The sequence below is a fragment of the Pseudomonas sp. GZJR-8 genome, from assembly GCF_002916705.1.
Lineage (GTDB): Bacteria > Pseudomonadota > Gammaproteobacteria > Pseudomonadales > Pseudomonadaceae > Aquipseudomonas > Aquipseudomonas synxantha_A.
In genome coordinates, this window is the sequence record NZ_JXSI01000003.1 from 135232 (window position 1) to 158670 (window position 23439).

14 protein-coding genes are annotated in these 23439 nt (G+C 59.6%); 4 read left to right on the forward strand and 10 right to left on the reverse strand.

Annotation, left to right across the window (positions count from 1 at the left end; all coding sequences use genetic code 11):
* Positions 1 to 121 precede the first annotated feature (121 nt).
* Both pncB and nadE read left to right on the forward strand, forming a co-directional pair.
* The gene (gene pncB / locus TK42_RS06960; protein WP_005784275.1) at positions 122 to 1336 is read left to right on the forward strand and encodes a nicotinate phosphoribosyltransferase; all 1215 of its coding nucleotides are present in this window, start codon (positions 122 to 124) and stop codon (positions 1334 to 1336) included.
* A gap of 3 nt (positions 1337 to 1339) precedes the next feature.
* Positions 1340 to 2167, forward strand: coding sequence for an ammonia-dependent NAD(+) synthetase (gene nadE / locus TK42_RS06965; protein WP_078820150.1), 828 nt, complete (start codon positions 1340 to 1342; stop codon positions 2165 to 2167).
* 109 nt (positions 2168 to 2276) lie between these two features.
* On the opposite strand, the gene azu is transcribed toward nadE, so the two are convergent.
* Positions 2277 to 2723 carry an azurin gene (azu, locus tag TK42_RS06970; RefSeq protein WP_032878176.1) on the reverse strand — a complete coding sequence of 149 codons (447 nt, stop codon included), beginning with the start codon at positions 2721 to 2723 and terminating at the stop codon, positions 2277 to 2279.
* A gap of 332 nt (positions 2724 to 3055) precedes the next feature.
* Between azu and TK42_RS06975 the strand changes: the two genes are divergently transcribed.
* Entirely contained in the window at positions 3056 to 3238 is a 183-nt protein-coding gene (locus TK42_RS06975; protein WP_005784271.1) for a hypothetical protein, read from the forward strand.
* A gap of 46 nt (positions 3239 to 3284) precedes the next feature.
* Here TK42_RS06975 and TK42_RS06980 read toward each other — a convergent pair whose 3' ends face one another.
* The 8 genes from TK42_RS06980 to TK42_RS07015 form a co-directional block, all read right to left on the reverse strand.
* On the reverse strand, positions 3285 to 4175 hold the full coding sequence (locus TK42_RS06980; RefSeq protein ID WP_103733900.1) for a transglutaminase family protein: 891 nt from the start codon (positions 4173 to 4175) through the stop codon (positions 3285 to 3287).
* On the reverse strand, positions 4175 to 6661 hold the full coding sequence (locus TK42_RS06985; RefSeq protein WP_103733901.1) for a circularly permuted type 2 ATP-grasp protein: 2487 nt from the start codon (positions 6659 to 6661) through the stop codon (positions 4175 to 4177). The genes TK42_RS06980 and TK42_RS06985 overlap by 1 nt, the downstream gene beginning before the upstream one ends.
* Before the next feature lie 158 nt (positions 6662 to 6819).
* Positions 6820 to 10110 (reverse strand): DUF2126 domain-containing protein, encoded by a 3291-nt coding sequence (locus TK42_RS06990; RefSeq protein WP_103733902.1) that lies wholly within the window; start codon positions 10108 to 10110, stop codon positions 6820 to 6822.
* 201 nt (positions 10111 to 10311) lie between these two features.
* On the reverse strand, positions 10312 to 10803 hold the full coding sequence (locus tag TK42_RS06995) for a hypothetical protein (RefSeq protein ID WP_103733903.1): 492 nt from the start codon (positions 10801 to 10803) through the stop codon (positions 10312 to 10314).
* Entirely contained in the window at positions 10800 to 11240 is a 441-nt protein-coding gene (locus tag TK42_RS07000) for a hypothetical protein (RefSeq protein WP_103733904.1), read from the reverse strand. Before TK42_RS07000 ends, TK42_RS06995 begins: the two co-directional genes overlap by 4 nt.
* A 206-nt stretch (positions 11241 to 11446) precedes the next feature.
* Positions 11447 to 11896, reverse strand: coding sequence for a hypothetical protein (locus TK42_RS07005; RefSeq protein ID WP_103733905.1), 450 nt, complete (start codon positions 11894 to 11896; stop codon positions 11447 to 11449).
* On the reverse strand, positions 11893 to 12825 hold the full coding sequence (locus TK42_RS07010; protein WP_103733906.1) for an NAD synthetase: 933 nt from the start codon (positions 12823 to 12825) through the stop codon (positions 11893 to 11895). The genes TK42_RS07005 and TK42_RS07010 overlap by 4 nt, the downstream gene beginning before the upstream one ends.
* Positions 12826 to 13028: 203 nt before the next feature.
* The gene (locus TK42_RS07015) at positions 13029 to 15332 is read right to left on the reverse strand and encodes a YgiQ family radical SAM protein (protein WP_005784258.1); all 2304 of its coding nucleotides are present in this window, start codon (positions 15330 to 15332) and stop codon (positions 13029 to 13031) included.
* A gap of 314 nt (positions 15333 to 15646) precedes the next feature.
* Between TK42_RS07015 and TK42_RS07020 the strand changes: the two genes are divergently transcribed.
* Positions 15647 to 21949 carry an NEL-type E3 ubiquitin ligase domain-containing protein gene (locus tag TK42_RS07020; protein ID WP_158254341.1) on the forward strand — a complete coding sequence of 2101 codons (6303 nt, stop codon included), beginning with the start codon at positions 15647 to 15649 and terminating at the stop codon, positions 21947 to 21949.
* 12 nt (positions 21950 to 21961) lie between these two features.
* On the opposite strand, the gene dnaB is transcribed toward TK42_RS07020, so the two are convergent.
* Positions 21962 to 23359 carry a replicative DNA helicase gene (gene dnaB / locus TK42_RS07025; RefSeq protein WP_003188079.1) on the reverse strand — a complete coding sequence of 466 codons (1398 nt, stop codon included), beginning with the start codon at positions 23357 to 23359 and terminating at the stop codon, positions 21962 to 21964.
* Positions 23360 to 23439 lie beyond the last annotated feature (80 nt).

The window sequence follows — 23439 nt, forward strand, 5'->3', positions numbered from 1 at the left end:
GCCTCTGGCCTTACTGAAAAAATCACTGGCAAAACCCCACAGGTCTATGCGCCACTAGCCCCCTTCCTTAATTGTGCGTAAAGGCCGGCGCCCATCGCCGAGCCGTCTGGAGATTCCCGTTATGAGCGAGAGTGTGTTTGCCGATCGCATCGTGCAGAACCTGCTCGACACCGACTTCTACAAGCTGACCATGATGCAGGCGGTGCTGCACAACTACCCCAATGTGGAAGTTGAATGGGAGTTCCGTTGCCGCAACAGCGAAGACCTGCGCCCGTACCTGGCGGAGATCCGTTACCAGATCGAACGCCTCGCCGAGTTGAGCCTGAGCCCCGATCAATTGGGTTTTCTGGAACGCATCAGCTTTATGAAGCCGGATTTTTTGCGCTTCCTCGGGCTGTTCCGCTTCAATCTGCGGTATGTGCAGACCGGTATCGAGAACGGTGAGTTGTTTATCCGCCTGCGCGGACCGTGGCTGCATGTGATCCTGTTTGAAGTGCCGATGCTGGCCATCGTCAGCGAAGTGCGTAACCGCTATCGCTACCAGACCGTGATCCTCGAACAGGCCCGCGAACAGCTGTACCGCAAGTTCGATTGGCTGACGGCCAATGCCGCCAGCGATGAACTCTCGGAACTGCAAGTGGCCGACTTCGGCACGCGCCGCCGCTTCTCGTACCGCGTGCAGGAAGAAGTGGTCAGCGTGCTCAAACACGACTTCCCAGGGCGCTTTGTCGGCACCAGCAACGTGCACCTGGCTCGCGAATTCGATATGAAACCGCTGGGTACCATGGCCCACGAATGGATCATGGCCCACCAACAACTCGGCCCACGCCTGATCGACAGCCAGATCGCCGCCCTGGATTGCTGGGTACGCGAGTACCGTGGCCTGCTGGGCATCGCCTTGACCGACTGCATCACCACGGACGCCTTCCTCGGTGACTTCGACTTGTACTTTGCCAAGCTGTTCGACGGCCTGCGCCACGACTCCGGCGATCCGATTCAGTGGGCGGAAAAAGCCATCGCTCACTATCACAAGCTGGGCATCGAGCCGATGAGCAAGACCCTGGTGTTCTCCGACAGTCTGACGCTGCCCAAGGCGTTGGAAATATTCCGCGCGTTGCGGGGTCGGATCAATGTGAGCTTTGGTATCGGCACCAACCTCACCTGCGACATTCCGGGGGTGGAACCGATGAGCATCGTGCTTAAAATGACCGCCTGCAATGGCCAGCCCGTCGCCAAGATTTCCGATGAAGCGGGCAAGACCCATTGCACCGACCCGAATTTTGTCGCCTATTTGCGTCACGTTTTCAAAGTACCTGCCCTATCCAGCAAGGAGTGAAGCATGCAAGCCGTACAGCGTGAGATTGCGCAGCAGCTCAAGGTGCAAGCACCGTTCAAAGACCAGGCCGCACTGGAGGCAGAAGTCGCCAGGCGCGTAGCCTTTATCCAGGACTGCCTGCGCAATTCCGGGCTCAAGGCCCTGGTGCTGGGCATCAGCGGCGGCGTCGACTCCCTGACCGCAGGCCTGTTGGCCCAACGTGCCGTGCAGGAACTGCGCGCCAGCACTGGCGATGAGGCTTATCGTTTTATCGCCGTGCGCCTTCCCTACGAAACCCAGTTCGACGAACACGAAGCCCAGGCTTCGGTGGACTTCATCGAGCCGGACGAGCGCCACACCGTCAACATCGGCCCGGCGGTCAAAGCCCTGGCCAATGAAGTAGCAGCGTTTGAAGGCAAGGCGGCGGTATCCCGCGACTTCGTACTGGGCAACACCAAGGCGCGTATGCGCATGGTGGCGCAGTACACCATCGCCGGCGCGGCCAGTGGCTTGGTGATTGGTACCGACCATGCGGCGGAAGCGGTGATGGGCTTTTTCACCAAGTTCGGTGATGGTGCCTGCGATCTGGCGCCATTGAGCGGGCTGGTGAAAAACCAGGTGCGAGCGATTGCCCGGCATTTTGGTGCGCCCGAGTCACTGGTAGAGAAGATCCCGACGGCGGACCTGGAAGACTTGTCGCCGGGCAAGCCAGACGAGGCGTCACATGGCGTGACCTATGCAGAGATTGATGCGTTCCTGCACGGTGAGCCGGTGCGTGAGGAGGCGTTCAGGATTATCTGCGAGACGTATCGCAAGACTGAGCACAAGCGGGTGATGCCGTTTGCGCCGTGAGGTAGACCGCCATCGCAGGCAAGCCAGCTCCCACACTTGACCGAGTTCCAACATGAGAATGCGGTCGAATGTGGGAGCTGGCTTGCCTGCGATGAACGATAACGCGGTCTTACTTCAGAACCACAGTGCCTTTCATCATCGAGATGTGGCCAGGGAACGAGCAGAAGAAGCTGTACTTCTCATCGGCTTTAAGCTTGGAGACGTCGAAGGTCACCGAGTCTTTCTCGCCAGCACCAATGATCTTGGTGTGGGCGATGATGCGGTCATCACCGGCTTTCAGATAATCCTTATCGATACCTGCAGCCATACCGTCAGTAGCTACAGGCTGCATGTGGGCTTCAGTGGTCAGCACCCAGTTATGCCCCATCACGTTCTTGGGCAGGTTGCCCGAGTGAGTCAGCTCAACGGTGAACTGCTTGCAGCTCTTGTCGATGGTGATTTCTTTGGTATTGAAAGACATCTGGTCGGTGGAGTCGACAGTGACCTTGCACTCTGCAGCAAGCAACTGGCCGCTAGCCAGAGTCAGCAGGGAAACAGCAACGAGTTTGGCGAACATGTGAATCTCCAGGGCAGGGTTAGAAAACGCGTATTGCGACAAGGGTGCCTCAAGCAGGCTTAGTTTCTTATGATCTGCATCAACAGATTGTATACAACTTTAGGCTATCAGGTTGATCAACACAATCAACCAGCCAAACTGCCGCACCCTGCCTATGATCGCCCCATCACTCACGGGAGTTCATGCCATGCACCTCAATCACCTGTTCAACGGCCTGCTGGCCGCCTACGCCTGCGGTAAGTGAAAGCAAAGGGCACCCTGAAGCTGCTACCATGACGACCCAAGGCAGCTGCGCGCCGCCTACCCTCACCTTCGACCCTAGAGGATCGCCCATGGCCAAACCTAATTACTCCTTCGCCAAACGTCAGAGAGACTTGGCAAAGGAACAGAAGAAAGAGGAAAAGCTGCAACGCAAGAAAGCCGCTGCAGACGAAGAAGCCGGCGCGCTGAACCCGGATGCGGAAGGTGAAGCAGCAACTGACGAGACCGAAACCCCGAAAGACCCGGCTGAATAAATTTTGTTGGGGTGAGCAGGCCCTCCCTGTTCACCCCAACCCACCGCTACTCCAGCGGCATCACCGTCACCCGCACCTCCGGGTCATGGCTCCCGCCTCCCAGAATCACCCCACGCAACGGCGACACATCGGAGAAATCCCGGCCCCAGGCCAGAGTGATGTGCTCCAGTGCCGGCTGCACATTGTTGGTCGGATCGAAATCCACCCAGCCCGACCGCGGGCAGAACACCGAGACCCACGCATGGGACGCATCGGCGCCGATCAGCCGTGGCTGGCCGGGCGGTGGCTGGGTCAGCAGGTAGCCGCTGATATAGCGCGCCGCCAGGCCCCGTGAGCGCAGGCAGGCGAGCATCAGGTGGGCGAAGTCCTGGCACACACCGCGACGACGCTCCAGCACCTCCACCAGCGGCGTGGCGACCTGAGTGGCTTCGGCATCAAAGGTGAATTCGCTGAAAATCTTATGCATCAACGCCTGCACGCCGACCAACAACGGCTCGCCAGGCGGGAAGCAGCTTTCAGAGAACTCGACGAAGGTTTTTTTCAGATGCACGTAAGGCGATTCGAAGCGATAGCGGCAGGCTTCAATCACCTCCATCGACAGCGCCTGGCTGCTGTAGGTAAAACTGTCACGGGTGCGGTCCCACGCCGGCGATTGCCCCAGATCCAGCGCGGGTCGCGCCAGCACTTCCACGGTCAACCCGGCATTGACCAGCAGCTCATCATGAGGACGCTCGAACGCCAGGCGCGTGATCGGGTTGCCAAACACGTCCAGCTCATCACGGCGTGAAGAGGGCGGCGGGCTGATGTCCAGGGTTTGCCAGGTGCAACGCTGCCACGCACACGGCCGTGGCCACAAATGCGCCAGCTGCTGGGCCAGGGACACCGGGCTGTCGTAGTGGTAATGGGTATCGTGAAAAATCTGATAGCGCGCACTCATCACACCGACACCGTTTGCTGGCTGACATCATCCACATGGGCAAAATGGCGCAGCGCCAGGCGATCCGACACTTGCCCGCTCTCATCGGCGACCGCTTGCAGCAGGTCGGCCAGGCCATCCAGCGCGGCACGCACGCTGGGCTCGCCAAACAACGGGTTCTCCAGGCACCCCAGGTCAAAGCGCCCCAGGCGCTCCACCAACGGCGCGAGGCCGGTTTCCCTGGGCACCCCAAAATCATCATTGAGGCGACGCACGGTACGGCTCACCAGTTTGAGCTGGAACAGCACCGCATGGGGATTCTGCTCATCGAGCAACAACAGGTCGAGCACCGGGATCAGCTGCGGCACCGCCAGGTAGCGCGAGCGATAGGTGATGCTGCTGTTGCCCAGCTCCAGCAACCACTCCAGCCCCGCCTGATCGAACACCGCCACACCGCGCAGGAACGCTGCCAGGCTGGTACTCAGAAATTGCAGACGCTCAATGCGCCGGCCCATCATCAAAAAGCGCCAGCCTTCATCGCGGGTCATATCATCCAGGGCAAACCCGGACAGCGCCGCCAAAGACATCACCAAACGGTTGAGAAAATCCAGCAGCTCGCCGAAGTCCGGGGCCTGGCTTTCCAGCTCCATGGCTTCGCGTTGCAGCTCCACCAGGGCCTGCCAGTTTTCCCGCGACAGCTTGCCGCGCACCTGGGACGCTGCCCACTGCAAGCGCTGCAAATTGGCGCGCAGGCTTGAGGGCCAGTCATCACCGAGCAAGGCCGCGAGCAGACGCTCCGGTAGCTCGCCCTCCTCCGGCAACAGGCGCAGGTTTTCTCCAAGTTCGACCGCCGCCTGCAATGCCAACGGATCGTCGCCGTCGACATAACGCGCCAGCACAATGCGCAGCCAGCGCGCACTGTCATCGCAGCGTTCGCAATAACGGCCAAACCAGAACAGGTTTTCCACCACCCGCGACGGCAGATACGGGTCGCGGCGCACCAGATCATGCACGCCAATGGCGCGCTGGGCACGCCACTGCTCACCAGCGCTGGCGCGCTCGCCGAGTACCCATGTGTCCTTGCTCGCACCGCCGCGTTGCATCGACACCACTTCGGCATCGGCGTCGGCGGCCACACGGGTCAGGCCACCGGGCAACACGCGATACCCCTCATCGCTGGCTACCGCGTACACACGCATCCCGATGGCGCGGTGTTGCAGATGATCTTCTTCGGTATGCCACACCGGCGCCTGGGACAACTGCGCCAGCTCCTGGGCGACATAGGCGTAAGGCCGCGCGCGCATCCGCTCGGCCAGGGCCTGGCGTTGTTGTTCATTCAAATCACGACCGAACACCGGGGCGAAACTTTGCGAAGGAAACGCCGGCTTGATCAACAGTTCCGGGAGCTTCTCCAGTGCCTCGGCCAGCACCGGTGCCTCGCCGCACCACCAGGTGGCAATCGACGGCAGGATCAGCGCTTCACCGAACAGGAACTCGTTGATCTTCGGCAGGAACCCCAACAAGCCCGGCGACTCCAGCACGCCGCTGCCCAAGGCATTGGCCACCAGCACATTGCCTTGGCGCACGGCGTCAAGCAGGCCGGGCACGCCCAGGGCCGAGTCGGTACGCAGCTCCAGAGGGTCGCAGAAATCGTCATCCAGGCGGCGCATGATCGCGTGGACCCGGCGCAGACCGCTGAGGGTTTTCAGGAACACCGTGCTGTCGCGCACGGTAAGGTCGCCGCCTTCTACCAGTGGGTAGCCGAGCTGGCGGGCGAGATACAGATGTTCGAAATAGCTTTCGTTGAAACGCCCCGGCGTGAGCAGCACGATCAGTGGCGGCTGGTCATCGCCGGGCGCCTGGCGGGCCAGGGTTTCCTGCAAGGTGCGAAAAAAACCGGTGAGGTGCTGCACCTGCAAGTCACGGTACAGATCCGGGAAGGCGCGAGACACAATGGTGCGGTTTTCCAAGGCGTAGCCGGCGCCCGACGGCGCCTGGGTACGGTCGGCGGTGACCCACCAACGGCCATCGGGAGTGCGCGCCAGATCCACGGCGTACAGGTGCAGAAAAGCACCGTCCGGCGGCTGGATACCCTGGCACGGCCATAAAAAGTTGTTATGCCCAAATACCAGCTCGGCAGGCAACAGCCCCTCTTTGATCAGGCGTTGCGGACCATAGAGGTCAGCGAGTACCGCATTGAGCAGACGCGCGCGCTGGGCAATACCGGCCGACAACTGCCGCCACTCATCAGCGGCCAGCACATGGGGCAGCAGGTCCAGCTCCCACGGGCGATCAGCGCCCTTGGGGTCGGCGTAGACGTTATAGGTCACGCCGTTTTCCTGGATCTGCCGCGTCAGCAACGCCTGGCGCTGGGCCAGTTGTGCGGGCGTACTGCGTTGCAGATGGTCGAGCAGGCGCTGCCAATGGGCACGCACCGCGCCGCCGGCGTCCAGCAGTTCGTGATAGGTGCCCGCGGTCAGCGGGTAACGGTCGAGCAAGTCGGACATGGAACGCTCGGCAGAGGCAAGGGAAGTCAGGTTAACTCAAATTCACTACGATCCAATGTGGGAGCTGGCTTGCCTGCGATAGCGGTGTGTCAGTCACCAGAACTATCGACTGAACCACCGCTATCGCAGGCAAGCCAGCTCCCACACTTGGATCATGTTCATTCCTTATTTTTTGTAAAACGCCGCAAATCCAGGGTCATTGGCAATTCACCGTTCACCACTACAGTCGGCACCACAAGCTTGCCAGGGCTATGCCCCAACCGGAAAAACCGCGCCATCCGCCGGCTCTCTGCCTCATTGGCATTGACCGGCAAGCTGTCGTAATTGCGCCCGCCCGGATGCGCCACATGGTATTGGCAGCCACCCAGCGAGCGCTGCATCCAGGTGTCGAGCAGGTCGAACACCAACGGCGCATGGACTGCAATGGTTGGTTGCAGGCAGTTGGCCGGTTGCCAGGCGCGGTAACGCACACCGGCAACAAACTCTCCCACCCGACCGGTCGGTTGCAGCGGCACGGGTATGCCGTTGCAGGTCAGCAGATAGCGCTGCGCCGGCAGGCCACTCAACTTGACTTGCAGGCGCTCCAGGGACGAATCCACATAACGTACCGTGCCGCCTACCGCGCCCTCCTCACCCAGCACATGCCAAGGCTCCAGGGCCTGGCGCAGCTCCAGTTCGATACCGCTGACGGCGTAATCACCCACTTTGGGAAAGCGGAACTCCAGATGCGCGGCAAACCACTCGGCCCGCAGCGGATAACCGGCAGCGTTGAGCTCGACAATGACGTCGGCAAAGTCCTGTTCGATAAAATGCGGCAACAAAAAGCGGTCATGCAGTTCGGTGCCCCAACGCGCCAGCTTCGGCGGCGCATAAGGTTCGCGCCAGAACCGTGCGACCAGCGCGCGCAGCAGCAATTGCTGAGTCAGGCTCATGCGCGCATGGGGTGGCATTTCGAAAGCGCGCAACTCCAGCAGGCCCAGGCGGCCGGTGGCACCCTCCGGCGAGTAGAGTTTGTCGATACAAAATTCGGCGCGATGGGTGTTGCCGGTCACGTCGATCAGCAAGTTGCGCAACAGGCGGTCCACCAACCACGGCGGGCATTCCTCGCCCGGTGCCGGCATCTGCGCGAAGGCGATTTCCAGTTCATACAGCGCATCGTTGCGCGCCTCATCCACCCGTGGCGCCTGGGAGGTCGGGCCGATAAACAGGCCGGAGAACAGGTAGGACAGCGACGGATGGTTATGCCAGTAGCTGATCAGACTGCGCAGCAAATCGGGGCGACGCAGGAATGGTGAGTCCTTGGGCGTCGCACCGCCGAGGACGAAGTGGTTACCACCGCCGGTGCCGGTGTGGCGCCCGTCGATCATGAATTTCTCGGTAGTCAGGCGGGTTTGCCGGGCTTCTTCGTAAAGAAATTCGGTGCGTTCCACCAACTCATCCCAGGTGGCGGATGGCTGCACGTTGACCTCGATCACACCCGGGTCCGGCGTCACGCGAAAATTGCTCAGACGTGTGTCGGCGGGTGGCTCGTAGCCTTCCAGCAACACGGGGCAATGCAGTTCCTGGGCGGTGGCCTCGATGGCCGTCACCAGCTCCAGATAATCCTCCACGCGTTCCAGCGGCGGCATGAACAAGTACAGGCGTCCTTCCCGCGCTTCAGCGCACAGCGCAGTGCGGGTCAGCCAATCGGCGGATTCGTCGACCTTTGGCACACGCTCATCACTTGGGGCCGGCTCGTCGTGGCTATGCAACTGCGCGGTCGTGGGCAACTGCGGCTGATCCTGGTTCGGATCGGTCGGGTGTATGAACGGATACTCCGCCGCTGTCACCCACGGCTGCGAAGCCAACGGCAGCCGATAACCCAACGGCGAATCGCCCGGCACCAGGCGGCAGTGGTCATCGCGCAAGTACCAGCGCCCACTCTGCCAGCGATCATTGGCGGCGGTGCGCGCCAACGGCAGCACTTGGCCGATGACCTTGTCCAGGCCCTGGACGAAGACTTTGCGCAGGCGTTCGCGCTCCAGTTCGTCGCTTAAGCGCGGGTCCTGGGCGCTAACGTTTTGCGGCAGTGTGCCTTCGCGCCACAGGTAGTAGAAGTTGTCCTCAAAGGCAGGGAACACAAAGCGCGCCGGCAACTTCAGACGCTCGGCGACGCTGGCCAGGAAACGTCCGGCCATCGCGCCGTCAGCCCCATAGTCCTCTTGCTCATCGGCGATCAGCGCACTGTTGTGCCAGATCGGCACCCCATCGCGGCGCCAGTAGCAATTGAGCGACCAACGCGGCAGTTGCTCGCCGGGGTACCATTTGCCCTGGCCGAAATGCACCAGGCCCTGGGGCGCATAGTGCCGGCGCAGGCGCTGGAACAGCTCGGCGGACAGGCGACGCTTGTCCGGCCCCAGGGCGGCGGTGTTCCATTCGGCGCCGTCGGGGTCGTCGATGGACACGAAAGTTGGCTCGCCGCCCATGGTCAGGCGCACGTCATGCTTGAGCAGGTCGCCGTCAATCTGTCGGCCCAGGGCCTGGATCGCCAGCCATTGTTCTTCGGTGTAGGGCTTGGTTACCCGAGGGGCTTCCCATATACGCTCCACCGACATTTCGTGGGTAAATTCGCATTCGCACGGTTCCACCAACCCACTGATGGGTGCGGCAGACGATGGATCGGGGCTGCAGGCCAATGGGATATGCCCTTCACCGGCAAATAAACCGGAGGTGGCATCCAGGCCGATCCAGCCAGCGCCGGGCAAATACACTTCGCACCAGGCGTGCAGGTCGGTGAAGTCCACTTCGGTGCCGGAGGGGCCGTCGAGGGCTTTGACGTCAGCGGTGAGCTGAATCAGATAACCAGAGACAAATCGCGCCGCCAAGCCAAGATTGCGCAGCAATTGCACCAACAGCCAGGCCGAGTCGCGGCAGGAGCCGGAAGCGTTTTCCAGGGTGAATTCCGGGGTTTGCACGCCCGGTTCCATGCGGATCAGGTAGCCGATATCGGCGGCCAGGCGCTGGTTCAGCCCAACCAGGAAATCCACCGCAGGCAAGGGTGTGCGGTCAATACCGGCCAGGTAGGCGGCAAACCTTGGCGTCAGCGGCAAGGTTTCCAGGTACGGCGCCAGCTCGCGCTGCTCATCGGCGGCGTAGCTGAAGGGGATTTTTTCGGCGTAGGGTTCCAGGAAAAAGTCGAACGGATTGAACACCGCCATCTCGGCGACCAGATCGACTTCGATGCGCAGTTGGTCGGTTTTTTCCGGGAACACCAGGCGCGCCAGGTAATTGCCCTGGGGGTCTTGCTGCCAATTGATGAAATGCTGCTCGGGCAGCACTTTCAGCGCGTAAGACAGGATCCGCGTGCGGCTATGGGCTGCCGGGCGCAAGCGCACAATTTGTGGGCCGAGTTCGACAGCACGGTCGTAGCGGTAATGCGTAACGTGGTGCAACGCGACATGTATCGACACGGCGGCCTCCTGCGAGCCTGGGCATGAGTACAACGCGCGCAAGACTTATGCCACAGCGGCCGTCATTGCGCTTTATCGTGGAGCCCGGTGCAGTACAGCACCAAAACAGCGCCGTGCCTGCGGTTGTGGTGCAAGGGTTGCACAAATTTGTGGCGGGTGTGGGTGCAGAGGTAGCGATTGGGTGGACGGTGAGGTGGGGGATCACCTCGGTTTTTTTATTCTGATAATTGCGCACTCGTGTTTGCGGCGCTTTTTAACAGCTGCCACGACTTTCGCGCGCATGTGGCGAAGTTCTACGTAGGCGGCACGCATTTCCCGATGGCGTTTGCTGCGAAGCAGTAGCAGGCCGAGGATCGGCCAGAAGAAGCACTCAGCGTAAAGGAAGTTCGGCGAAAAATGATAACCTGGCACAGCAACCAACAGGCAGGCGATAAAAAGGGCATACATGCCCCAGGTCCACTTAGGACGCCCACAGACAATCATGAAATTGCAGTGGGTGATAAAAACGACCAACACCAAACCGGTAATCTCAGCAGCCGCGTTCGATAACAAGGGGAAGTAATAGTTTTCCACTAGCACCACAACAGCGGAGCTGCCAAATAGCCCCGAAAGAATTACGCCAATAAACACGGGGAAGTTACGAATCAGAAAAGGGCGGATGGGGACAAGATACCTCCTTGTGATAAGCCTCATTCTGGGCCCCCCTCATACAACCCAACTGCTATGGGCCGGATATTTCCGGACCGTAAGTTCCCAGCAACCGCCGATGCAGAATCAAGGGCATCAAGCATCTGAAAGATCGTTCCATTCCTGACTTCGGCCGAGGTGTAACGCTTTGGCATCTCTGCGGCGATTTGTTTGAGCTTGATCATTTTTCGGGGCATTTCCGGATGGTTGATCACCGCCGACGTACACGCCAATCCCGTATTCACCGCCTCGAACGCCACCTGCGACTCACGCGACACAATCGCCCGCATCTGAGCATCGAGATACACCACCCTCGCGCCGACAACGGCCGAATCAGCATCAATGGCCGCAAACAACTTACTTGGATCAATACTGCTTTCGACCCACTGCCGTGTCGTCAAATGCGCCCTGGGAAACCCGTCTTTCAACACGCTGGAAGTCATCCCTTTACTCCGGTTTTTCACAAGAGTGCAGAGATTAAAGAGTGGCAGTCCTCAAAAAATGTCAGAAGCTTCGCTTTAGCACGACAGGCACTTCCTGATCATGCCGAGCCGGCCAAGGGATTGCCCATGGGTGTTCTTCCTTGAAACGGTGGAGACTGGATTGATTTTCTGGCGAAGGCGCAGCCACAGCTGGTGAATCTACCCAATCAACGAGCTTTTCGCTGGGCAATCACCGCCTGGCGCAGGTGGCGTATTTCGAGTAACCGCTGGCGCATTTCACGATGGCGCTTGCTGTTGAGCAACAGCAATCCCAGCAGCGGAAACAACACCGCCGAGCCGTACACCAGGCGATTGAGGTCGTATTGAATCATCGGTAATACGAACAGCAGGCACGTGCCAAGGTAACCCGCCACCAGGCGCGCCGCCCATGGATAACCACGCGCGATCATCACATTGCCAAATACCAGCACCGCCACCAACACCAGGATCGCAGCCCCTGAACAGCTGGACTTGAGCGCAGGCTCAACACTGCGCAAATACGTCACCCCTGCCGTTGAGACCGCAACTGAACCAGAGAAAATCGCCATGAAGACGGTGCCCATGAACACGGGAAAATAACGGGCAAGAAAACTGCGCATATCGGGAACGCCGTTCATTCGGTCAAGTCCTCGTACAAGCCGATCGCTATGGTGCTGGCCGTACCGACATGCCCCGTTCGATAGCTGCCGACGACACCCAATACGCCGCCCAGCGCATCCTTCAACTGAGTCAGGGTGGCGTGGCGGATTTCAGTGTTGCTGAAGCTCTTGGTCAGCTTACCGGCGCGCTGTTGCAGTTTGAGCAACTTGGGCGTCAGGCTTGGATCCTTGAGGCTAAGCAGTTCCTTGGTCAACTTCTTGCGCTCCTGGCGGCTCAGGCCTTTGAGCAACTGATACCAGCTCTTGCCCAATGCAGCGGCCTTGTTGGCCTTGAGCAGTCTTAGCGTGGTAAAGGCCCCCGTGCCGATGCCTACCAAAGAGGCCGCATCCAGAATAGGTGAAACCGCGTCATACCATTGCGCATCGTCCATGCGGTCGTTGGCATCGGGATCGAGTATCTCGTTATAGGTACGCGCCACACCGAACCCGCATTGAGCGCTGCTGGCCAATGCCGCCGTGATGCCAATGCCCACCACAAAAGCACTGGCACCGGCCGTGAACGGTACCGCGACGCTGCCGCTGAACACCACGATCCAACCAATCACCGCCGCGCCGCAGGAAAGGCCCATATCAAAGGCTTCCTTTTGGAGGCGTCCTTCACGGGGATCGGTCTTCACCTGTTCTACAAACTGGGCAGGCGAGATGTACTTCTGCGCCTCGCGCAAAATGATGCGCTTGGGCCTGATGCTGCAAATGGGCTTGAATTCGCGCAGGGTTATTACGTTGAAGTCGGCGTCGATGTACACCACGCCGGCGCCGACAATGCCGGGGTCTGCGTCGATGGCCGCAAACAGGCGCGGCAGGTTGATCTGGCTTTCGATGCGCTGGCGCGCCATGAACTGGGAGCGGTTGGAGTCCATGCCGATGTTGAGCAAGGGGTTGCCCATAAGTGTTCTTCCTTGAAATTGATAGTGCCCAGACCGGCCTCATCGCAGGCAAGCCAGCTCCCACTGGGGAATGCATTCCAAGTGTGGGAGCTGGCTTGCCTGCGATAGCAATCTAATGGACGCCACCTTACCAAACAGGCTCACCCTCGACCAGAAAGCAAAACGCCAGCACGAGGCTGGCGTTCTGCATATTCAAGCGATGATCAACGCGGCACTACCGGCTTGCGCGCAGGCTTGCCGCCCTTGCCCTTGGCCGCATCGGCACGCTCTTTGGCGGCCTGCTTGTTACGCGCCTGAGCAGCCGCCTTGGCTTGCTCACGCTTGTCCCACGGGTTGCTGCCGTCGCTGCCACGGGGCGGCAGGCCGGTGTGCTGGGTAAGGATCCTGGTGGTGGTTTCCTTGGCGACCTTGTGGCTGCCGGCCGGCGTCGAGTTCTTGCGACGGGCGCTCTGGTAGCTGTCGGTGGCCGGCTGGTGCAGCGGGATCAACTGGTCTTTACCCGGCCCGATCAGATCGGCGCGGCCCATGCGCGTCAGTGCTTCACGCAGCATTGGCCAGCCTTTCGGGTCGTGATAACGCAGGAACGCCTTGTGCAGACGGCGCTGTTCTTCGCTCTTGACGATGGTCACCGCGTCGCTCTTGTAGGTGACCTTGCGCAGCGGGTTCTTGCCCGAGTGGTACATCGCGGTGGCGGTGGCCATCGGCGACGGGTAGAACGCCTGCACCTGATCGGCACGGAAGCCGTTGCCCTTGAGCCACAGGGCCAGGTTCATCATGTCTTCATCGGTGGTGCCCGGGTGGGCGGCGATGAAGTACGGGATCAGGTACTGCTCCTTGCCCGCTTCCTTGGTGTACTTCTCGAACATGCGCTTGAACTTGTCATAGCTGCCGATGCCCGGTTTCATCATCTGGTTGAGCGGACCTTCCTCGGTGTGTTCCGGGGCGATCTTCAGATAGCCACCCACGTGATGGGTCACCAGCTCTTTCACGTACTCAGGCGACTCGACGGCCAAGTCGTAGCGCAGGCCGGAAGCAATCAAAATCTTCTTCACACCCGGCAATGCACGGGCGCTGCGGTACAGCTGGATCAAGGAGGAGTGGTCGGTATTCAGGTTCGGGCAAATGCCGGGGAACACGCACGACGGCTTGCGGCACGCGGATTCGATTTCCGGGCTCTTGCAGGCAATGCGGTACATGTTCGCGGTAGGCCCGCCGAGATCGGAGATCACCCCGGTGAAGCCCGGCACCTTGTCACGGATTTCTTCGATTTCGCGAATGATCGACTCTTCGGAACGGTTCTGGATGATGCGGCCTTCGTGCTCGGTGATCGAGCAGAAGGTGCAGCCGCCGAAGCAGCCACGCATGATGTTTACCGAGAAGCGGATCATGTCGTAGGCCGGGATTTTCTCGTTGCCATACGCAGGGTGCGGCACGCGTGCATAAGGCATACCGAACACGTAGTCCATTTCTTCGGTGGTCATCGGGATGGGCGGCGGGTTGAACCAAACGTCCACGTCACCATGCTTCTGCACCAGGGCGCGGGCGTTGCCTGGGTTGGTTTCCAGGTGCAGCACGCGGTTGGCGTGGGCGTAGAGCACCGCGTCACCGCGGACTTTTTCCACCGACGGCAGGCGGATCACAGTCTTGTCGCGGGTCATGCGCGGGCTGGCCAGGATCTGCACGACCTTGGCTTCTTCCGGGTCATCCACCGGACCTTTCTCTTGCTCGATGGCGCAGGCCTGGGTGTCCTGGGTGTTCACATACGGGTTGATGATCTTGTCGACCTTGCCCGGGCGGTCGATACGCGTGGAGTCCACTTCGTACCAGCCCGCGGGTGTGTCACGGCGAATGAACGCGGTGCCGCGCACGTCGGTGATGTCTTCGATCTTGTGGCCCCACGACAGGCGCTGGGCGACTTCGACAATGGCGCGCTCGGCGTTGCCGTACAGCAGGATATCGGCGGTAGCGTCGATCAGGATCGAGTTGCGCACCCGGTCCTGCCAGTAGTCGTAGTGGGCGATGCGGCGCAGGGAAGCTTCGATGCCGCCAAGCACGATCGGCACGTTCTTGTAGGCTTCCTTGCAGCGCTGGCTGTACACCAGGCTGGCGCGGTCCGGGCGTTTGCCGGCCATGCCGCCTGGGGTGTAGGCGTCGTCGGAGCGGATTTTCTTGTCGGCGGTGTAGCGGTTGATCATCGAGTCCATGTTGCCGGCCGCGACGCCGAAGAACAGGTTCGGCTCGCCGAGCTTCATGAAGTCGTCTTTGGACTGCCAGTTCGGCTGGGCGATGATCCCGACGCGAAAGCCCTGGGACTCCAGCAGCCGGCCGATGATCGCCATGCCGAACGATGGGTGATCCACATACGCATCACCGGTGACGATGATGATGTCGCAGGAATCCCAGCCAAGCTGATCCATCTCCTCCCTGCTCATCGGCAGGAATGGCGCAGGACCGAAACATTCGGCCCAGTACTTGGGATAGTCAAATAACGGCTTGGCTGTTTGCATGACGGTGACCGGTGTTGAGATGAAAAATCGCGGGCGCGGAATATAGCACAAATTTTGACCAATTCCGACGGCAATGGTCGGCTTTTAGCCACACCGCGCCCGACGGTGCTTATAGCCCGGTTTTGCTGGGGGGGCGAGGCCCACATAGGCGCGCTGATCACGCGTCGTCATTGAGGGTGCAACTACCAGGCGTTTTCAGCGCACAGCTTTATGCACCTCTTCTTCTGGTACTGCCGGCCCTAATGTCGCTCAATCTTTCCAACAGAGCGCCTGCCACGCTGCTGTGCCAAGCGCTCTCTTCCCGAGCACACACCATGACCAACTCAGTCACCTTTGATGCAGAGCAACCTGCATTACTCACCAACGAAAGCTGGGCCGAACAACAGATCTTTCAACTGATACAGGAAAACGTAAATGCCTTCATGGGCAAAATGGGCGTGGACGAGCAAAAAGAATACCTGCGTCTGAGCAAGGATCTGGTGGAGCGCGAGCAAACCCTCGGCAACGCCCTCACAGATCTTTACAACGACTTGAGCCAGCAAATGGTCGACGCTCTGGACAGCGCGCTGAAGAGCAAAACCGGCACGGTCATCAACTCGCGTACCACTTACCTGAAGACGCGGATCCGGCAGCTACCGGCCTCCCAGGATGACCTCCCCGCCAACGACCGCCTGGGCAACAACGTGCGCATCTACAAAGAGGACCTGGGCATACGTGAGTACGAACGCTCGATCACCTTGCTGGAGGCGGCGTATCGCAACTTCGGGTTTACTGCGTATTTCTCCACCGAAGAACAACGCGCCAGCTCTATCAGCGGCAACGTCATCAGCGTCAAAGCGTTCGTGGCCGTCGCAAGGAGCGTGGACATCGGCACGCGCATCAGCGACTACATCGAAAAAGAGTTCAAGAAGCGTCTGTCCAATCCGCTATTCGGCCTGCAAAGCACCAAGCTGCTGGTCGCATTGAGGGACGCGTACCGCACCAATGAGTCCTGGAGTATCAGCGAATGGGAATTCAATGAACTTAAAGACTGGCTGTTCGACACCAGCGTGTATTGGGACCTCTACCAACTGGACGCCGGCGGCGAAAAGATTGCCCTGCCGTTCTTTACTCGTCGCTTTGACACGCCCGACGGCTCTTGCGTCTACAGCTACTTCCCGGACCGCCCCAATGGCGCGTTACGCCGACATGCCTCCAGGCAAGAAGCCGTGGACTCGCTGCAGGACCAGATCCGCAACGACGTGGGGCTGGCACACTTCAGTTGGTTCATGAAGGCCATCTCCCTGAACAATCAGGAAAAGCTGCGAGCCTTTATCAAACCGCTGAAGGTCAACCGGGACGAGCTCGCCTGGCATGCCAAAATCCTGTATGACCTGTTCGCCAGCAAGACCCCAAACAGACAAAAACTGGCGGTGGAAAAAATCGGCACGGACATCCGTTGCCTCGCCCACACCTTGCCGATCCACCAGGCGTGGCCGATACAATCGGACCTTATCCGACTGGCCCGCACCAATAAACTCGCCGACCAGGAGGCCGCCGTTGCGTTGGCCACCTATCTGGTCAGCGAAACCTTGTCGATGCTGCTGATCCCCCTCCCCGGCGGTGTGACGGGCTTGGGCAAAATCATGTTGGTCGCAATGCTGGGCGCCCTCGTCTATCAGACTTGGTCTGCCATTGCGGCGCTGCGCCGAGGCCAGCAGGCCGAGCTGGTGCAAGCTGTCGGCGACATCCTTGACCTGCTGGTGGGGCTGCGCTTGCAGGGGGCGGCAGCCAAGTTGTCTGCACGCCGCACCCGTCAGTTGAGGAACGCGCTGGGTAACCCCAACTATGCTCTTGGCACGAACGGCAAGCCTGGGTTGTGGTTCATCAACGACTACACACAAATCGACCCCAACTACCTGTCGGGAGTTGAACAAAACCCTCAAGGCCTGTTTGAAAAGGACAACCGAAGCTACATCAAGCTACAGGTCGACAACCAAACCAGATTCGCCCAGGTCACCCTCGAAAAAATCTCCGGGCGCTATCAACTGGACATGCACGGTTCTTCAAGCATTCAGCCCTACGTTACCTATTCAGCCAAGCATGACCGCTGGACACTCGACCCGATCGATACCCGTGCGCTGAACGAAGCCCAACTGTTGCAGCACATGATCTCGCCCAGCGAGCTGCCGCTGAGCCCGACAGCTTGTAAGCGCTCGCTGGATGTCGCGCGGGTGGATCGCCAGGATCTGCTGGATATCTGGTTCGATCGCCGGCGCGCGCCCGTCGCACTGACGCAGGCCATAGAGAATCAGCAACTGCGCGAAGGGCTCACCCAGTTACAAGCGGCGCTCAGGCAGAGCGATGGCCCGCTGCCGCCCATTGCCGATCAGGTCATGCCTGCGCTACTGGCCGACCTGGGCACCTGCACGATCAAACTGTATGCCCCTGACGGCAAAACCTTGCTGTCCAGCCACGCACCGGTGCTCGCGGGCAACACACAGCCCTTGGCCACAATCGAACTACGCCAGGACGGCCGCGATCGTTACCTGGCACTGGCATTTGGCTCGCCGGTGGGCTCGCTCATGCAACAGGTATTGCAGGAACATGAACGGCTCGTCCCCAATAGCAGGTTGGGTAAGACAGGCCACAGCAGTGAAGACCAACACCTGGCGAGCCGATTGCTTGAGCTGAGAAAAAAAATAGCGACACACCTTCAAGCACATCAAGCCGCTGTGTATGAGGCGTTACGCGACGGCCAACCGCGCGACCACCTGAATGCAAAAAATTCAGCAGCTCGGTTTGCACCCACGGCGCTGTCCGGCCAGCCCACCAGTGATGACCTGGCAATCGGCCTGTTGCGGCGTCGCTTTCCGGACCTTTCACGGGCAATGGCTGCAGACTTGCTGCGTCGTCATCCCTCATTACGCGACGTCGGCCTGTACTCCTTCCTGGAAGCTCCGGTACGCGAGGCCATTCACAAAAGTCTTCAACAAAGCATCATCACTGAGGCGCTCAACGCACTTTCGGACCCAAGCGGCCTCGGCCTCAACGCGCACAGTGAAGCCCTGTTCTGCAACCTGCTGACGCTCTTGCCAGGTTGGCCAAGCGATGTCGGCGTGCAGGTGTATCAAGGCTCTACCGATCAGACCGGGCGGACCATCCGCCGAGGATCCCTGCTGGACACCTATGGGAGCGAAGACGCAGACAGCTTCGTCATGTTGGTCAAGTCCGGCACTGAATATGCTGGCTACCGACCGGACAGTGGCGATCTGAAAACGGCGGCCGTCGGGGAAAACAGCTTACTCGGTGCCACCTTGCGCACTCTCACCGAAACCCAACGCAATGAGCTGGGCCTTGGGCGCCACGACACCGCCGTGCTGGCTCAGGACGTGCTTGAGCAAGCGCGCGTACAGCAGGCGCACCTGCCAGAATTCCTCACACAATCGCGGGAGTCGCCGCTATCGAACCAGAGCATCAGTGGTTTGCGGATACCCCACAAGCAGGTGCCGGACAATGCCGATGCAGACGGCGTCCATGCCCTGAGCGGGCGTCAATACGTGACCATCGACGGCGGCACCTATCAAGTCATGCTCGACCGCGATGCTTCCTCGGCGGCAGGCAAAGTCTGGCGCATCGTCAAACCCGGCGATCCCGTGGCGATGGACGCGGCTAACGTCTACAACAGCAGTCGCCTCGGTGCAAGCCACGCCATCAGGCGCAACGCCGCCAATGTCTGGGTCAGCGCCATCGTCGGCGCACCGGGGGGCGTACGAGGCGAGAGACATGACTGGTCGTTCTTCCGGCAATTGGCCGACAGTGCCAGCGCAGCCTTAAATCAACTGCGCAGCCCGCAGCGTCGGGTACACAGCTTGTTCCCGTCATTTGACGAAGGACAGATCAACGCGTTTATCCAGTCTCTTGGCAATGACATTGCTGGCGGGCTGGATAGGCGAGAAGCCGAGTACAGAAACCTCAGCAGGGAGTTGAAGGCATGGCGACATGCAAACGCTTCCGAATCTACAAGCTGGGCCAAGCTTGCTACCGATGAGATCAAGCGCTGCTGGCGTCGTGAGACCGGGACATCATTCACAATGCCGTCGGGCACCTCCGCGCTTCCCGGGTTGAAAGCCGACTTCAGCCATGTGCGGGAGTTGGATCTTGTGTCGATTAACTGGTCGGATGCGACGGATACGTTCATGGGCAATTTCTCCAACCTGGAGCGACTGAGCATCACACACTCCAAGCTCGACAAACTCCCCACCGCGATCGGCAACATGAGTCAATTGACCACGCTGAACTTGAGTTCGAACCAGATCAGGCTGGATGTACCCAGTGCTGAAAAATTGGCCGGCCTTACCCAGCTTGAACATATCGATCTATCGGAAAACCCGCTGGGGATAACGCCCGACTTCAGCGGTATGTCGAAACTGCAAACACTGGACCTCAGCAATACAAAGATCGATCAGTGGCCCACCGGCCTACTGAGTCAGACCAACCTGAAAAGCCTCAACTTGCTCAATAACAAACTGCGTGCAGTTCCCGAAACCTACCTGAAACCGCCGGCCGACCAGTTGGAAACCATCGTCCGGATCAATAACGTCACCCAGCTACAAGGCAATGACTTTCCCTCTCAATACTGGAGAAAATTCGAAAGCTACTGGCGCAATCTGCATGAAAACCATCCGGACCTGATCAAAGACGCAATTGACAGCGCGTTTGACTCGGGTAACCCCAGGATAGAAAGGTATCAGCGGCTATATCCGGGCAAGACCCTCAAGCAGGCTAGGGAGTTTCTTTGGAGCTTGCCCAAAGGAACAGTGGCGGCAGAGTTGGACAGACTCGAACTTGAGTTCCATAAGCTCCAAACCCAACTGGACGCCTGGGCGTTTTCAGGCGGTGTTCGCCGCCAGGGTTATGTTCGCTCTGGCCAACTGGCAACCAATGCAGTGACTTGGGACGATCGTAACATCGCCTTGGAACGCATTTTGAGTTGCTGGAGACAGGAGACACCGCAGATGCTGGCCAAGGATGGCACGCCGATTGGCCTGGAACTCGATCTCAGTGGCCTGAGGCTGCCGAGTCTGCCGGACCTGGACGTGGACTTCAGCCACGTAGGCTCACTCAAACTGAACAACATGTACCTAAGCGTTTCTCCAGAAAGCTTCCTGACACGATACCGACACGTACGCTGGCTCGACCTGGCAGATAATCAGCTCAGGGACCTTCCTCCAGCCTTGGGCGAAATGCATGGGCTCACCCGTTTATATCTGCAGAACAACCGGATTCGCCTGACCCCGGACACCGCCCGCATCCTGGCGGAACGCATCACGCTCAGAGGCCTCGTATTACAGGGAAACCAACAACTAGGCGTGACACCCGACTTCAGCCAGATGCCCGACATCCGCTCGATTGATCTGTCGGGTACAGGCATTGAGACATGGCCGACCGGCCTGGCAGAGCAACCGCTACTGGACACGATCGACCTGAGTGCCAATCAGATAACAGAGATTCCTGACTCCGTCATCGCGCCTACAGACGCGCTCCTGCCCCGTTCGGCACGGCTCAATAACTTGACCTCTGTTACCGGTAATCCGTTGTCCGATCAAACGTTGGCACGGGTCAGGCGTTACGCAGCCCGGTTGATCACAGCCGGACTCGCCGAAGTGGGGCAGCCAAACCGTTTAGTGGTCACATCCACGCTAAACAGACCGCCAGCACCCTTTAGAAATCGGGGCGACGAGTCGTTTCGACGCTTGACCAAGGGATTGGACTCAGCTCAGGTTTCGGCCAGGCGATCGCAATGGACTACGCTACGCGAACAGCAGGGGGCGGATCCCTTCTTCGACCTGCTCAAGCGTCTAGAGCAACTGGGTACGGGCCAGGAGGATCATCGGCGAAGAGTCTGGGAGTTGATCGACGCTATTACCGAAAACAGTTCGGAGTCCGAACAGTTGCGCAAAGAAATCTTCGATCGAGCCGGCGAACCTGCGTGCTGCGACCGAGCGGCCTTCTCGTTCGGCAACCTGGAAACCGCAGTCCTGGTATACAGGGCCCAAAGTCAGGCGATGGATCAGTCACAAGGCAAGCCGTTATCGGCATTGTCCAGAAGCCTGTTCCGATTGCATGAAGTGGACAAAATCGCCTCAGCCGACATCCTGCGCAGCGAAACGATTGTCAACGATCCGACGGTATCGGAAGAAGCGAAGCGCCCGCATCGCCTGCGCCTGGGCGAGGAGGTCGAGATCAGACTGGCTTATCGCTACGGCCTTAAAGACCGCCTCCAACTGCCTGGGCAGCCTCAGCGGACGGCATACACCCATATGGGTGGAGTCACACAGGGCATGCTAGACAGCGCCTATGAAAAAATAGTGGCACTGGATAATTCACCCGAGGAATTCCAGGCGCTGCTTTCCAGAGAGTTCTGGCAAGTCTATATAACCAACAAATATCAGGCGCAATTCGAAGCGCAGCGTCAGCCCTTTCAGGAACGACTTGAGGCACTACGCGATAGTCTTACCGCCGGTTTACTGTCGAAAGCGGCCTACAAGGAGCAAACCGATAGCCAGCAGGCCCTGCTTGCGATTGAAGAAGCCGAGCTGATCCAGACACTGACTCGACAAATCCTGGCCGAGTGACTCGGCCAACGGTTACTCGTCGTCGTCGAAGTTGTAACTGCCCGGCGCCAGGTTCTCGAAGCGCGTGTACTTACCGATGAACGCCAGGCGAATAAAGCCGATCGGGCCGTTACGCTGCTTGCCGATAATGATCTCGGCAATGCCTTTGTGTTCCGTTTCGGGGTGGTACACCTCGTCGCGGTACACGAACATGATCACGTCGGCGTCCTGCTCGATCGCTCCGGATTCACGCAAGTCGGAGTTCACCGGACGCTTGTTGGGGCGTTGTTCCAGGGAGCGGTTGAGCTGGGACAGCGCCACCACTGGGCAGTTGAATTCCTTGGCCAGGGCTTTCAGGGAACGGGAGATTTCGGAAATCTCGTTGGTACGGTTATCGCCGCTGGAGCCCGGAATCTGCATCAACTGCAGGTAGTCGATCATGATCAGCGCGATATCGCCGTGTTCACGTACCAGGCGGCGGGTACGCGCACGCATCTCGGACGGGCTGATACCGGCCGTGTCGTCGATGAACAGCTTGCGGTCATTGAGCAGGTTGACCGCCGAGGTCAAGCGCGGCCAATCGTCGTCTTCCAACTGGCCGGAACGCACTTTGGTCTGGTCGATACGACCCAGGGACGAAAGCATACGCATGATCAGCGATTCGCCTGGCATTTCGAGGGAGTACACCAATACCGCCTTGTCGCTGCGCAGTACGGCGTTTTCCACCAGGTTCATCGCAAAGGTGGTCTTACCCATGGACGGACGGCCGGCGACGATGATCAGGTCGGACGGCTGCAGGCCGCTGGTCTTTTCGTCGAGGTCGGTGTAGCCGGTGGAAATACCGGTAATGGCCGCGTCGGTGTTGAACAAGGTATCGATACGGTCGATAGCCTTGGTCAGCAGGTCGTTGACACTGACCGGGCCACCGGTCTTGGGCCGTGCTTCGGCGATCTGGAAGATCTGGCGTTCGGCTTCATCAAGGATCTCGGCGGCGGTACGGCCTTCCGGGTTGAAGGCGCTGTCGGCGATTTCGGTGCTGATGCCGATCAACTGGCGCAGGGTGGCGCGCTCGCGGACGATCTGCGCATAGGCCTTGATGTTGGCGACGGACGGCGTGTTTTTCGCCAGTTCACCGAGGTAGCCCAGCCCGCCAACCTGGGAGGTCTGGCCTTCCTTGTCCAGCTGCTCGGCCAGGGTCACCACGTCGATCGGTGAGTTCTGGTCGGCCAGCTTGGCGATGGCGCGGAAGATCAGGCGGTGGTCATGGCGATAGAAGTCACCGTCCGAGACTTGATCCAGCACGCGTTCCCAGGCGTTGTTGTCCAGCATCAAGCCACCGAGCACGGCCTGTTCGGCCTCGATGGAATGCGGCGGCACCTTCAGGGCAGCGGTTTGCAGATCGTATTGCTCAGGAGCGGAGATTTCGTTCATGGCCACTTGGAATTTAAGGGTGTGTAGAAAAACAAAAGGCACGACCTGTAAACAGGATCGTGCCCGATGTTAACCGGCTG